The 13,702-nt window shown below is 70.2% G+C and carries 12 protein-coding genes; 6 read left to right on the forward strand and 6 right to left on the reverse strand.

The window, feature by feature from the left end:
- The first annotated feature begins 121 nt into the window (after nt 1-121).
- Entirely contained in the window at nt 122-1,168 is a 1,047-nt protein-coding gene (locus K8556_RS04350; protein WP_223738727.1) for an acyltransferase, read from the forward strand.
- A gap of 70 nt (nt 1,169-1,238) precedes the next feature.
- The gene (locus tag K8556_RS04355) at nt 1,239-2,225 is read left to right on the forward strand and encodes a GNAT family N-acetyltransferase (RefSeq protein ID WP_223738728.1); all 987 of its coding nucleotides are present in this window, start codon (nt 1,239-1,241) and stop codon (nt 2,223-2,225) included.
- A gap of 44 nt (nt 2,226-2,269) precedes the next feature.
- Here K8556_RS04355 and K8556_RS04360 read toward each other — a convergent pair whose 3' ends face one another.
- Nucleotides 2,270-3,091, reverse strand: a complete 822-nt coding sequence (locus K8556_RS04360; protein ID WP_223738729.1) for a LytTR family DNA-binding domain-containing protein — start codon at nt 3,089-3,091, stop codon at nt 2,270-2,272.
- Nucleotides 3,084-4,121, reverse strand: a complete 1,038-nt coding sequence (locus tag K8556_RS04365; protein WP_223738730.1) for a sensor histidine kinase — start codon at nt 4,119-4,121, stop codon at nt 3,084-3,086. Before K8556_RS04365 ends, K8556_RS04360 begins: the two co-directional genes overlap by 8 nt.
- 253 nt (nt 4,122-4,374) lie before the next feature.
- Here K8556_RS04365 and K8556_RS04370 point away from each other — a divergent pair, with 253 nt between their 5' ends.
- Entirely contained in the window at nt 4,375-5,328 is a 954-nt protein-coding gene (locus K8556_RS04370) for a hypothetical protein (protein ID WP_223738731.1), read from the forward strand.
- Nucleotides 5,329-5,361: 33 nt separating this feature from the next.
- Here the strand turns inward: K8556_RS04370 and K8556_RS04375 are convergent, their stop codons facing one another.
- Nucleotides 5,362-7,236, reverse strand: a complete 1,875-nt coding sequence (locus K8556_RS04375; protein ID WP_223738732.1) for an SBBP repeat-containing protein — start codon at nt 7,234-7,236, stop codon at nt 5,362-5,364.
- Nucleotides 7,237-7,380: 144 nt separating this feature from the next.
- Nucleotides 7,381-7,971 (reverse strand): biotin transporter BioY, encoded by a 591-nt coding sequence (locus tag K8556_RS04380; RefSeq protein ID WP_223738733.1) that lies wholly within the window; start codon nt 7,969-7,971, stop codon nt 7,381-7,383.
- Nucleotides 7,972-8,092: 121 nt separating this feature from the next.
- Here K8556_RS04380 and K8556_RS04385 point away from each other — a divergent pair, with 121 nt between their 5' ends.
- Nucleotides 8,093-8,503 (forward strand): MAPEG family protein, encoded by a 411-nt coding sequence (locus K8556_RS04385; RefSeq protein ID WP_223738734.1) that lies wholly within the window; start codon nt 8,093-8,095, stop codon nt 8,501-8,503.
- A 9-nt stretch (nt 8,504-8,512) separates the two neighbouring features.
- Here the strand turns inward: K8556_RS04385 and K8556_RS04390 are convergent, their stop codons facing one another.
- Nucleotides 8,513-9,397, reverse strand: a complete 885-nt coding sequence (locus K8556_RS04390; RefSeq protein ID WP_223738735.1) for a LysR substrate-binding domain-containing protein — start codon at nt 9,395-9,397, stop codon at nt 8,513-8,515.
- 102 nt (nt 9,398-9,499) lie between these two features.
- Between K8556_RS04390 and K8556_RS04395 the strand changes: the two genes are divergently transcribed.
- Together K8556_RS04395 and K8556_RS04400 are read left to right on the forward strand one after the other, a co-directional pair.
- Nucleotides 9,500-11,131, forward strand: a complete 1,632-nt coding sequence (locus K8556_RS04395; RefSeq protein WP_223738736.1) for an acetolactate synthase large subunit — start codon at nt 9,500-9,502, stop codon at nt 11,129-11,131.
- Nucleotides 11,132-11,164: 33 nt separating this feature from the next.
- Nucleotides 11,165-12,613 (forward strand): aldehyde dehydrogenase family protein, encoded by a 1,449-nt coding sequence (locus K8556_RS04400; protein ID WP_223738737.1) that lies wholly within the window; start codon nt 11,165-11,167, stop codon nt 12,611-12,613.
- A gap of 22 nt (nt 12,614-12,635) precedes the next feature.
- Here K8556_RS04400 and K8556_RS04405 read toward each other — a convergent pair whose 3' ends face one another.
- On the reverse strand, nt 12,636-13,700 hold the full coding sequence (locus K8556_RS04405) for a hypothetical protein (protein ID WP_223738738.1): 1,065 nt from the start codon (nt 13,698-13,700) through the stop codon (nt 12,636-12,638).
- Nucleotides 13,701-13,702: the final 2 nt, after the last annotated feature.

Genomic DNA, 13,702 nt, shown 5'->3' on the forward strand with positions numbered 1-13,702 from the left:
ACCTGCGCAAGACGTGACACATGGCATTGACCCCAAGGCGCATGGTGGGAAAGCCGTGAGACATCTACCGTTCGACTCGCTCCGAACGCTGACCGGAGAGGTCCAGGAAGGGTGCCCCCAGATGACTCACATCTCTGCCGCCCCAGAGGCGAATCCGCCGCGGCTGGTGGAGCTGGACGCACTCCGGGGCTTCGCGGCGCTGGCGGTCGCGATGTATCACTTCACCGCGGAATACAGCGACCTCTACGGGCACACCGTTCCCCTCTGGGAGATGCGCTTCGGGAAGTATGGGGTCCAGCTCTTCTTCGCCATCAGCGGCTTCGTCATCCTGATGTCGTTGGAGCGCGTCGAGCGGGTCCGGGACTTCGTGTGGAGCCGCGCGGCCCGGCTCTACCCGTCCTATTGGACGGCCGTCGCGCTCACCTTCACGGTGGTGACCCTGTTCGGGCTGCCGGAGCGTGAGTTCAGCCTCCAGACGGCCCTGGTCAACCTGACCATGTTTCACGAGCTCCTCCGCGTCCCGCACGTGGACACCGTGTACTGGACGCTGACCATCGAGCTGTCGTTCTACCTGTTGATGTTCGTGCTCGCGTACACGCGGACGCTGCCCAGGATCATCCCCATCTTCATCGTGCTCGTCGTGATGCAGACCCTGGCGGAGCTGGCCGCCCAGGCCCTGGGCATGACCTTCCTGGCGCGGCTCGCGAGCCGGCCGCACCTGCAGTACTTCGCGCTGGGCGTGCTGGCCTTCAAGCTGGGCCGCGGCGAGGTCTCCCCGCCGTCCGCGCTGGTGCTCGTGGCCGTCAGCTTCGCTCACGAGGTGCTCGTGGGGAGCGAGGCGCCCGCCGCCGTGTTCCCGGTGGTGCTGGGCCTGTCCTACGCGTTGTCCCGCGGCTGGCTGCGCTGGCTCACCTGGCGCCCGCTGCTCTTCATGGGGTTCATCTCCTATCCGTTCTACCTGGTCCACCAGAACATCGGGTACGTCATCATCCGGCGGCTCGAGGCCGCGGCCTGGCGCCCCGAGGCCGCCATCGCGGTCGCGATGGGGGTCGGGCTCCTGCTGGCCATCGTCATCACCTACCGGGTCGAGCAGCCCGCGTTGCGTGCCTTCCGTCAGTGGCGGCGGAAGGCAGGCGCCCGTGCGGCGATCCCGTCACACCCCACCTGAGGGCCTCCGCGCCCCGTGCAGGTGCCGGGAGCCGCGTGCCCTGCCTCGCTCATGGAAAGGATGCGCTCGAATGACCCCACCCGAAGCCTTGAGACCGAGGTCTCCGAGCCGGAAGCCCTGCCGTGCCGTCCTGGTGCCTGACGCGGGGAGGTCCGCCCTGTCGGAGGACTACTTCCGTTCCGCCCACCACCTGCGGGCCGAACGGGTGACGCACACGCTGGTCATCGAGGATGGCGAGGGGCGCGCGCTGCGGGTGCCGCTCGTCGTGCGGCCCATCGAGGGAACGCCCTACCGCGACGCCATCTCCCCGTATGGCTTCCCCGGGGGGCGGCTGGACGGCTTGAGCGACGTCTCGAAGGACGCCGTGGACTGGACGGGGACGGAGCTCGTGAGCCTCTTCGTGCGCGACCGCGTCTCCGGGCCCCGCTGCTTCGCGGGCGGGACGGAGCGCAACGAGGTGTTCTTCATCGACTCCCAGCGCCCCATCGAGTTCCAGGCGGAGGCCCGCCGGCAGATGCGGCGCAACACGCGGCTGGGCTACGTGAGCACCTGCGCTCCGGCGCGCGAGGCCTCGCACGAGGAGCGCGAGGGCTTCAAGGACGTCTACCGGCAGACCATGGTCCGCGACGAGGCGCAGGCGCGGTACTTCTTCTCCGACGCGTACTTCGAGGACATGTTCGCCTCCGCCGTGGCCTGGCTGGTGACGACGCGGGCGCCGGACGGCGGCATCGCCTCCTCGGGGGTGGCGGTCGCCAGTGACAGCGTGCTGCACTACTACCTGGGCGGGACGGCGAACGCGCACTTGTCGCGCTCTCCGGCCAAGAACACGGTCTTCGGAGCCATGGTGGAGCTCAGCCTCCAACTGGGGCTCCCGCTGCACCTGGGCGGCGGCGTGCGGCCGGGTGACGGCCTGGAGCAGTTCAAGCGGAGCTTCGCGAACTCGAGCTCCCGCCTCCACACCCACGAGGTCATCTGCGAACCCTCGGCGTATGCGCGCCTCTCGGCGGGCCGAGCCGACACGGGCTTCTTCCCGGCGTATCGCGCGCCTCGGGGCTGACCGCGGGAGACGCAGGGTGGGTCCGGGCCGGGTTGGACACCGGGTCAGAACGACTGACGCAGCAGAGCCTCCACCGCGGCCTTGCGCTGGGGGCTCAGCCTCAGGCGGGTGCCGTCGCGCAGCACCACGACCCAGCCCTTGTCCACGTCGGGCTCCAGTTCGCGGATGCGGTCCACGTTGACCAGCAGCGAGCGATGGATGCGCACGAAGCGGCGCGGATGCAGCCACTGCTCCACCTGGTTCAATGTCTCGCGGAGCATGGGCGAACGGGTGCCCGCGTGGAGCACGACGTAGTTTCCCTCCGCCTCGCACCAGTCCAGCTCGTCGACGGGGATCAGCATCACCTTGCCGCCCGTCTTCACCGCGATGCGCTCCACCGGCTCGTTCCCGGTGACGCGCGCCGGTTCGGGAAGCGCGGGTGGAGCGTGGTGCTGTTCGAGCAGCGCGGACAGGTGCCGCAGCAGCTCCCGGTCCTTCCCCTGGGCACGCTGGCGCCGCGCCCGGTCCAGCGCGTCCTTGAAGCGCGCGTCGCTGAAGGGCTTGAGGAGGTAGTCCAGCGCGTGGGTTTCAAAGGCACGCACCGCGTACCGGTCGAAGGCGGTCACGAAGATGACGGGCGGCATCCGCTCCGCGCCCACCTCGCGCAGCACGTCGAAGCCGTCACACCCCGGCATCTGCACGTCCAGGAAGACGAGGTCCGGCCGCTCGCGCAGGATGGCCGCGATGGCGTCCTTGCCTCCCTCGCACTCCTGCACGGCCGTGACGTCGGGCGCCTGGGCCAGCAGGTGCGTCACGTTGCCCCGGGCCAGCGGCTCGTCGTCCACCACCAGGATGCGCCACGGTCCACCCCGCCCGGGCTCACCCATGGCGCGACTCCTCGAAAGGCAGCTCCACCCTCGCGACCACGCCACCCTCCGGCAGGTCCTCCAAAACCAGGCCATACGGCTCGCCGTAGAGCTGCTGGATGCGGGCCCGGGTGTTGTTCACGCCAATGCCCATGCCCCGGACTCCTCCCGAGCGCAGCCCTGGCCCGTCATTCATCACCTCGAGCAACAGCCGGTCCCCCCGGCGCTCGGAGCGCACGTGGACCTGGCCCCGGGCCGCGCGACGGGCGATGCCGTGCTTGATGGCGTTCTCCACCAGGGGCTGGAGGATGAGCGCGGGGACCCGGGCCTTCAGCGTTTCCGGCGCCGGTGAGAACTGGATGGAGAGGTGCCCGCCGAACCGGAGCTGCTCGATGCCCAGGAAGCGGCGCACCAGCTCCAGCTCGTCCTCCAGCCGCACCTGGTGGTCGCCCTGGCCCTCCAGGCTCGCGCGCAGCAGGTGCCCCAGCTCCGCGAGCGCCTCCACCGCCTCCGGGTTGCGCTGCTGGCGGACCAGCCCCGCCACCGCGTCCAGCGTGTTGAAGAGGAAGTGCGGGTCGAGCTGCGAGCGCAGCGCCTGCAAGCGGGACTCCGCGAGCTGGAGCGCGAGGCGCGAGCGCGCCAGCTCCCGGTCGCGCAGCCGCCGCGTGGTCCGCAGCGCTGTCCAGGCCGCGAGGAAGAGCAGGTACTCGAAGTAGCCCACCGCGCCGCGCTCGAGCAGCAGGCCCCACAGGCCTTGGGGAAAGGAAGTGCCGCGCGCGTCCCATTCCTGGAGCGCCGCCAGGACCGGCGAGAGCAGCAGCAGGTGAAGCTGGACGAAGCCCACGCCGGCCAGCAGCAGCACTCCCAGCCGGCGCGCCCCGTGTGGACTTTCGAGCGGCACGCGCTGGAAGACCATCAGCACCAACGGCCCGAGCAGCGCCCACGCGCTGTAGGGCACCAGCTCCAGGGCGAACTTGAGGAGCAGGTCGCGAGGCTCCACGGCATAGGCGCGCAGCGCGTGGGGGAGAGCGCCGAGGACTCCAGCGGCCATGCCCAGCGCCCAGACCCTCGCGGTCGAACGCAGACGGAGGGCAAGCTCCTTGCTCCCGTTGGACTCCCGCGAACCTTGATTCCTCTCGTCCAAGGCTCGCAGCGTAGCGGAGGAAGCCGCCCGTGAGCGGGTTCCGTTATGCTTTCCCCGAACCGTGACGCAACGCCTTCCAGACCGAGACCCCGGGGACACCCCGCCCGAACTCCGCGGCGGCACGTTGCATGTCCAAGGCGCGGAGGATGCCGAGCCGGTCGTGGACCGCGACCGCCGGGGCACCGGAGGGCGCCGCGCGTCCACGGCGCTGACCGCCCTGTTGGTGGCCGCCGGCCTCGCGCTGCCTGGCGTGGCGGTCTTCCTCCGTGGCACCACGAAGCCTCCCGCTGCCTCCGCCACCCCAGTCACGTCGCCGCCGGCGGCGGAGCCGGCCCTCCCGGAGCGCCAGCCCCTGCCCCTGCCCATCCTTCCGGAGCAGGTGGCGCGAACGCGAGCCCTCATCGAGGACGAGGCCCTTCCGCCGCTGGAGCGCTCGGAGGCGGCCCTGCGCCTGCTGGATGCCCACTGGGGCCGGGAGCGCTGGCGCTCGCTGGCCCGCGACGCGGAGCGCATCGCCCGGCTGGACCTGCCGCGCTTCGAGGACCGCCTCCCCGCCGAGCACGCCCGCTGGACGCGCATCATGGCCCTTTGGAACCTGAGGGAGTGGGACCCGATGACACAGGAAGGGGAGGTCTTCCTGCGGATGTATCCGGGCAGCCTCATGGCCAGCTCGGTCCAACTCCAGATGCGCAACGTCGCCCACACCCGTGAGTACGAAGCGCGGTGCCGCAAGGACAACGCGGAGACCCTCCACAAGGCGGAGCAGCAAGCGGCGCGGGACATCGCGGAGCGCGAGAAGCGCGGTGAGCCCACCGGCCCCGTCCACCGCAAGCTGGCCCTCCTGCGCTGCACCGTCCCCGTGGGGATGTTCCACGAGGAGGCGCTCACGGCCTGCCGGGCGTTCCAGAAGGACTTCGGAGTCGGGTCCACGCCGGGAGAGCTGGATGACTACCGGGACGCGCGAGGCCTGGAGATCCGGGCGCTCGTCGGCCTGCGCCGCTACTCCGAGGCCCGGAAGCTGCTCGCGGAGTTCCAGGCGTCCGACCCGGACGGCGACCAGCGGGTCAGCGCCGGGGCCGTCGTCAGGGGGCTTCCCGCCGACGCGGAGGAGTGACGGCACGACCGTCGCGCCGCCACCCCCCAGGGACTACTGCGCCGGGAGCTTCGACACGAACGTGCCCGGGTCACCGGCCGACGCGTTGCCGTCGAGGACGCCGGTGAAGTAGCCGCCCAGGTAGAGGTTCCCGTCTCCGTCCAGGTTCAGCCCGTTGCTGTAGGCGGGCGACGCGGCCCCCGCGTTCGTCGCCGCGTTCTGCTGCACCAGCCACAACCGGTTGCCCGCCGTGTCGAACTTCGCGACGAAGCCGTGCGCCACGCTGGACAGGGTGTTGGTGGGATTGCCCACGTCCCCCTGTCCATGGCCGGTCAGGTACACCCCCGTGTCGTCGATGAAGATCCGGGTGCCCCAGACCCAGCTATTGGAGCCGATCTCCCGGGTCCACAGCAGCGTGCCCGCGCTGTCGTACTTGGCCAGGTAGGCATCCAGGCCGGGCGTGCCGTTCGGGTTCCCACCCAGCCCGCCGCCGCTGTAGCCCGCCAGATAGACATTGCCCGCGGCATCGGTCGCGGAGCCATACAGCCAGACCGTGTTCCCCGGGGAGCCGAGCTGCCGGGTCCACTGCTTCACGCCCGTGGCGTCGAACTTGGTGACGAAGGCGTCCTGGTCGCCCGTGAGGGTGTTTCCATCCAGTCCTGCATTGGTCCACCCGGAGACGTAGACGTTGCCCGAGGCATCGGCCGCGGCCCTGCGCCCGTTCGTGCTCCCGCCCGCCTTGCCCAACTGGCGGGTCCACTGCTTGACGCCCGTGGCGTCGAACTTGGTGACGAAGGCGTCCAAGGTTCCGATGCGCGTGTTCCCATCCACGCCGCCATTGGCGGTGCCGGCCAGGAAGGAGTTGCCGGCCCCATCCACCGCGGTGCCGTAGCCCTCCGTGAGGACGCCCGGAGCGCCGACCTGCCGGGTCCACTGACGGACGCCGGTGTAGCGGTACTTCGTCAGGAAGGCATCCCGCTCGCCCACGAGCGGCGCGCCATCCAGCGACCCGCTCGTGAAGCCCGCCACGAACATCTCCTCCCAGGTGCTGTTGCGCGCGATGTCGTAACCCAGGGTGACACCCCCCGGGACGCCGATCTGCTTCGACCACAGGACGTTGCCGTTCCAGTCACGCGCGTGGAGGAAGGCGTCCATCAGGCCCACCATCGGGTTGCCCAGCAGTCCGCCCGCCGTGATGCCCGCGGCGTAGGAGCGTCCGGCCGGGTCTCCGGCCATTCCCTGCACCTGGGCCCAGGTCCCCGCGGCGCCCGCGCTCCGCGTCCAGAGCGCGGTGACGGGGGTGTAGGGGACGGTGTTCTCGCAGTGGATCAGCTCCAACTGGCGGATGGAGACGACCTCGATGCCCGTGCGAGCGTCGTTGTCGTCCGTCACGTTCAGCCGGAAGTAGAGGTTCGTCGCGGGGGCGGCGAGCGTGAACTCACGCCGCTCGTAGCCGGCCCAGTTCGTCTGGTTGGTGCGGGTATCGATGGCCTCCCAGGTCAAGCCGTTCCAGGCCTGCAGCGTCCAGTTCTTCGGGGCGCGCGAGGTGAGGGTCGAGCCGTTGTTGAAGACGATGGCATAGCGATGGATGGTCACGGGGTTCGTGGGCATCTCGTAGCCGATCCACGCGGGCGTGTTGCCCCGCGCGGAGATCCACATCGACGTGGAGGAGGCGGCGTCGAAGGCCTTCCAGGCCTCGTACTCCGCGCTGTACGCGCTGGAGCGCGTGACGACGCCGGCGGGGGTCGTCGAGCCGGTCATGACGGGCATCGCGTTGACGCAGGTGAGCCCCTGCTCGACGGTGCCCGTGTCGGTCTCGGACACGATGGGCACGGTGTCGGGCGGCGCTTCCCCCTGACAGCCCGGAGTGGACGCCAGGACCAGCGCGCCCGTGAGAAGGGTGCTTCGAAGGGTGTTGAGGATGTTCACGGTGTCTCCTTGGGACCCGTGCGGACCGCCGCACGGCGCAAGGGGAGATACCGGCGTGCGCTGGGACGCCCGGGCGTTATGTGACGAGACCGCCGGAGCGCGGGACGAAACCGCCCGGAGCCGGGACGAAGCCCTCGGGCTTCGTCAGGCCCCGCGAGGCCGCGTGGGCTTCCAGGCGAGGGGCATGAGCAGCCCCGCGACGACAGCCTTGAGCAGACCTCCCGGGATGAACGGGAGGAAGCCCTTCTGGAAGGCCGTGGCGAAGTCGAGCCCGGCCTTCACCTGGAGCCAGCACACGCCCAGGGTCAGGACCAGGAGCTGGCCCGCGAGGAAGAGCGGCGCCGCCGTCCACCACCGCCGGTCGTATCCGTGGCGCGCGGCGAGGCCCACGAGGAACGCGGCGGGGAGGAAGCCCACCAGGAAGCCACCGGTAGGCCCGGTGAGCGCGCCCCAGCCGCTGGCGCCCTTCGCGAAGAAGGGCAGCCCCACCGCGCCCAGCAGGAGATAGGCGGCCTGCGCGGCCACGCCCCGCCCGGGTCCGAGCGCCGCCGCCGTGAGGACGACCGCGAGCGTCTGTCCCGTGACCGGCACCGGTGAGCCCGGCACGGAGAGGGCGACCTGGGCCAGCAGCGCGGTGACGAGCGCCGCGCCCAGGACGAGCGCGCCCTCCTGGACGCGCGTGCGCGCGAAGCGGTCGGCCAGGACACTGGCGGACGAAGAGGGCAGGGGGGACACGGGGCGCGATGCTCGGTGAGGACGCACCGGGGTGCAAGGCTTCCCGCGCGGTGCATGGGACGCGCGCGGGCGTCATGAACCGGCTACCGTCCCGGCCTTCTCGTGGTCGGAGGCCTTCGCTTTGACGAATCCCCTGCTCGGCACGCTCTCCCTGGTCCCGGTGACTTCGCTCTACGCCGCGCTCAACGCCTTCCTCACGCTGGCGCTCTCCGCCAACGTCAGCCGGGTCCGCACCCAGCACAAGGTGTTCCGGGGCGACGGCGGACATGCCGGCCTGAGCGCCGCCATCCGCGCGCATGGCAACAACATCGAGCAGGTCCCCCTGGCGCTCATCCTGCTGCTGCTGGCGGAGCTGAGCGGCGGGAACTCGACGGCGCTCCATGTCTTCGGCGGCGCGCTGCTCGTGGCACGCCTGGCGCACGCCATCGGAATGCTCCGCGCGAGCCCCATCCAGGCGGTCGGCGCCGTGCTGACCCTCGTCGTGCAACTGGGGCTGGCGGGGTGGGTGCTCTGGCTGCGGCCCTGGGGCTGAAGCCTTCGTCTAACCCGCGTCTTCCTTCGCCCGCGCCCGGACCTCCGCCGCGAACAGCTCCGCCGCGGGCGTGCGCGGGGCGCCCTTGCGCCAGAGGAGCGCCGCCAGCTCCGAGCGGGGCGCCGGAGACAGCCGCTTCACCACCAGCCGCTCCGCGTCCGCGAGCCTCGGCTCCGGAAGCACCGTGACGGCGAGGCCCGCGCGGACGATGGCCAGCACGGTGGCCACCGCGTTCGACTCGAGCGCGATGCGAGGCGCGAACCGCATCGCCGCGAAGTGCGCGTCCACGCGGGCGCGCACCCGCAGGCCGCGTGACAGGAGCGCGAACGGCTCCTCCGCGAGCAGCTTCACCCCCACGGACTCCGCGCCCGCCAGCGCATGGCCTCGTCCGACGACGAGCGCGAGCCGGCTGTCGAAGACGGGCTCCGCGTCCAGGTCCGCCAGCCGCGCGGGCGCATAGCCCAGTCCCACGTCCAGCTTGCCGTCCGCGAGCTGCCGCTCCAGCTTCCGGACCACGGCCTCCTGCGCGCTCAGCGCCAGCCCCGGATGTCTGCGGAGCACCGCCGCCAGCGCCGGCACCACCAGGCCGCGCATGCTCGGGGGATAGCCCACGCGCAGCGCCCCCGTGGCGAGTCCGCGCAGCGCGCCCACCGCGGACAGGCCCGCGTTCACGTCCTCCAGCGCGCGGGAGGCATAGGTGCGGAACAGCTCCCCGGCCTGCGTGAGGCGCACCCCGGTGCGAGCCCTCTCGAAGAGCGGGGTGCCGACCTCCTCCTCCAGTTGGTGGATCTGATGCGACAGCGTGGGCTGGGAGACGTGCAACCGCCGCGCGGCGCGCCCGAAGTGCAGCGCGTCCGCGACGGCGGAGAAGTAGCGCAGGTGTCGAAGCTCCATGGAGCCATCATAGACGGCATCTATCGGCTCGATGAAAACAGACGAATGTACGAATCGAGCCCCCTGGGTACATCTTCCGCGTCACCGAAGGAGGGGCACCCCATGAAGGCATCGGATCTGTTCGTGAAGGCGCTCGAAGCGGAGGGCGTGCGCTGTGTCTACGGACTCCCCGGCGAGGAGAACCTGGACCTGCTGGAGTCCATGCGCACCGCCGGCATGCGGCTGGTCGTCACGCGGCACGAGCAGGCGGCCGGGTTCATGGCCGCCACGCAGGGACGGCTCACCGGGCGCGCGGGCGTGTGTCTGGCGACGCTGGGGCCTGGGGCCACCAACCTCGTCACCGCGGCCGCGTACGCGCAGCTTGGCGCCATGCCCATGGTGATGCTCACCGGCCAGAAGCCCATCAAGGTGAGCAAGCAGGGGCACTTCCAGATCGTCGACGTCGTCGGGATGATGCGGCCGCTCACCAAGTCGACCCGCACGCTCGTCTCCGCGGAGCACGTGCCCTCGGCGGTGCGTGAGGCCTTCCGCCGCGCGGAGGAGGAGCGCCCCGGCGCCACCCACCTGGAGCTGCCCGAGGACGTGGCGCGCGAGTCCTCCGAGGCCCTGCCCCTGTCGCCGGGCGTCGCGCGCAGGCCGGTGGCGGACGAGGCGTCCATCGCCCAGGCGGTGGAGGCGCTCGCGTCGGCCCGCCGTCCGCTGTTGATGATTGGCGCGGGGGCCAACCGCAAGCTGACGTCGGAGATGCTCCGCGCCTTCGTGGACCGCGTGGGCCTGCCCTTCTTCAGCACGCAGATGGGCAAGGGCGTGGTGGATGAAACCCATCCGCTGTGGATGGGCACCGCCGCGCTGTCGGACGGCGACTTCGTCCACCGCGCCATCGAGGCCTCGGACTGCATCCTCAACGTGGGCCATGACGTCATCGAGAAGCCGCCGTTCGTCATGCGCGACGGCCGCCGCACGGTCATCCACCTGAACTTCTCCTCGGCGGAGGTCGACCCCGTGTACTTCCCGCAGGTGCAGGTGACGGGAGACCTGGCGAACGCCGTGTGGCGCATCGCGGAGGGCGTGGGCCCGCGCTCGCATTGGGACTTCACGCCCTTCGAGAAGTCGCGCGCGGGGCTCGACGCGCAGTTCGTCAGCGGCGCCGCGGACGACCGCTTCCCCATCTACCCCGCGCGGCTGGTCGCGGAGGTGCGCCGGGCCATGCCGGAGGACGGCGTCGTGTGCCTGGACAACGGCATGTACAAGCTGTGGTTCGCCCGCTACTACCGCTGCCGCCGGCCCAACACGCTCTTGCTCGACAACGCGCTCGCGACGATGGGCGCGGGCCTGCCGTCCGCCATCGCCGCGAAGCTGGTGCACCCGCGTCGCAAGGTGGTGGCCGTCTGCGGTGACGGCGGGTTCATGATGAACTCGCAGGAGCTGGAGACGGCGGTGCGCCTGAAGCTGGACCTGACGGTGATTGTCGTGCGCGACGACGGTTACGGGATGATCCGCTGGAAGCAGGAGGAGATGGGCCTGCCGGACTTCGGGATGACGTTGGGCAACCCGGACTTCGTCCGCTACGCGGAGGCCTACGGCGCACGAGGCCACCGTCCGGCGAGCGCCACCGAGTTCGGCGCCACGCTCACGCGCTGCCTGGAGTCGGGCGGCGTGCACGTCATTGACCTGCCCATTGACTACACGGACACCGCGCGGGCGCTCGGTGCCGGTCCCCTGGTGGAGTCGTGAGCCATGGGCACACACGTGAAAGAGAGGAACGCCATGCTGGCTGAGCGCTACCCGTACTACCTGGCCAACCGGCCCCAGCAGCCCAACGCGGAGCTGCCCGTCACCGACAAGTACACAGGGGAGGTCGTCACGCGAGTGGCCGTCGCGGACGCGGCCGCCGTGGAGGAGGCCATCGCCGCGGCGGTGCGCGCGACGGGGCCCATGCGCAAGCTGGCGCCGTATGCCCGGCAGCAGGTGCTGGAGCACTGCGTGCGCCGCTTCCAGGAGCGGGCAGAGGAGTTCGCGCTCGCCCTCTGCATCGAGGCAGGCAAGCCGCTGCGTGACGCGCGGGCGGAGGTCACCCGGCTCATCGAGACCTTCAAGGCGGCGGCGGAGGAGGCGGTGCGCGGCGGCGGCGAGGTCCTCAACCTGGAGGTGTCAGCGCGTACGGCGGGCTACCGGGGCTTCACCCAGCGCGTGCCGGTGGGGCCGTGCTCGTTCATCACGCCGTTCAACTTCCCGCTCAACCTGGTGGCGCACAAGGTGGCGCCCGCCATCGCCGCGGGCTGCCCCTTCGTCCTCAAGCCGTCGGACCGCACGCCGGTGAGCGCGCTGCTCATGGCGGAGGTGCTCGCGGAGACGGCGCTGCCCGAAGGCGCCTTCTCCGTGCTGCCCACGCGGCTGGAGGACGTGGGGCCGTTCATCGAGGACGACCGGCTGAAGCTGCTGTCGTTCACCGGCTCGGAGAAGGTGGGTTGGGAGTTGAAGGCCCGCGCCGGGCGCAAGAAGGTGGTGCTGGAGCTGGGGGGCAACGCGGCCTGCGTGGTGGACGCGGACCAGGCCGGGCGCCTGGACTTCGTCGCGGACCGCATCACCCAGGGAGCCTTCTTCCAGGCGGGGCAGAGCTGCATCTCGGTGCAGCGCGTACTCGCGCACGAGTCGGTTTACGACGCGCTGAAGGAGCGGCTCGTCACGAGGGCGAAGGCCCTGCGCGCGGGCAATCCCCGGGATGAAGCCACCACGCTGGGGCCGCTGATTGACGAGCCCGCGGCGCGGCGGCTGGAGGGCTGGATTCAACAGGCCGTGGAGCGGGGGGCCCGGGTGTTGACGGGAGGAGGGCGGCGCGGCGCGCTGCTCGAAGCCACCGTGCTGGAGGGCGTGCCGGAGGACGCGGCGCTGTGCGCGGAGGAGGCCTTCGGCCCGGTGGTGCTGCTCCATCCGTTCCGCGACTTCGACGAGGCATTGCACCGGGTGAATGACAGCCGTTACGGATTGCAGGCAGGCCTCTTCACCCAGGACCTGTCCCAGGCGATGCGGGCCTGGGATGAACTGGAGGTGGGCGGGGTCGTCGTTGGAGACGTGCCCAGCTTCCGGGTGGACACCATGCCCTACGGCGGCGTGAAGGGCTCCGGGCTGGGCCGCGAGGGCGTGAAGTACGCCATCGAGGACATGACGGAGGAGCGGCTGCTGGTGCTGCGTCAGCACAGTCCCACCGGCTTTTGAAGGCTGTCGTCCTGCTATGAACTCAGTTCTCCAGCTTCTGGCATTGGGTCCCTCCATTGGCGTTCTTCACGTAATACATCAGGCCGACGTTCGGATCCTTGAGGACCGACCCGAAGGCAGACGCGAACGCATTGAAGTCCGTGAAGAAGACGTGACTGCTGAAGTTGGGATCGCGGTAGTAGATGCAGTCCTTCTTGACGCTGACGCCGCACAGGGCGATGGCGTGCGTGGCCGCACCCGTCGTCGAGACCAACGGGCACTTGTAGGCGGCGAACCCGACCGAGCCCGTGTAGTTGTGTACCGTGGTGCTGTCGATCGCTCCCATGCTGAGCGGAGAGCCACACCAGAGCGGGCCGTGCTCTTTCATGAAGACGTCGAGTTTGCTGGTGCTGCCCAGAATCGACATCGTCGTCAGCTTGTCCAGACCCTTGAAGCCCAGCATCGTCAGCAGATAGCCGCGGGCGAAACCCTGCTTCTTCCATTCCATGAATTGTTGCAGTGACGCCTCGACTTCCTGGGTGCTGTGCTTCTTGGTCGCGACGAAGCTGCTTTCAATCTGGCTGCGGTAGAAGCGGATGTCCTTTTCGTCATGCTGCCCGGTCAGGACCTGGAGGACTTCGTCCAGTCCGTCGAACTGCCTGCCTTCAAGCTGGCTGAGGGAGCCCTTGATGCCGGAGGGCAAGGGCAGGTCCTGCTGCCGGATGAAGCTGGGTGTTGGCACCAGCTTCGCATTCGTGGGGTTGAACAGGGAGTCCGGCAGGAGATCCCACTTGTAGGTGGGCTCCAGCGCCTTGAACCCCGTCTGGCTCAGCGCAGGGTTGACCTGCACCTTGTCCTTGTTCATCGACGAGCCCATGAAGTTCTTGTGCGCGAGCAACAGATCCTGATCGCCCAGGTTGTTCAGGTTCTGGTTGTTGGCGGCGATGAAGGTGCTGATCTTCCGGATGAGGGAGATCCACTTCTGGCCGGGGGGAGGCCATGGCTCATGGCAGCGGGCCACCATCTTGGCCGCGTAGTACCAGCACGTCGGGCCCTTCTGGGCGTTGGTCGAGTTGCCGATGGGAGGCACCGCGTAGAGGATCGACATGG

Origin of the sequence: Corallococcus sp. AS-1-12, from assembly GCF_020036995.1 — a bacterium.
Taxonomy (GTDB): Bacteria; Myxococcota; Myxococcia; order Myxococcales; family Myxococcaceae; genus Corallococcus.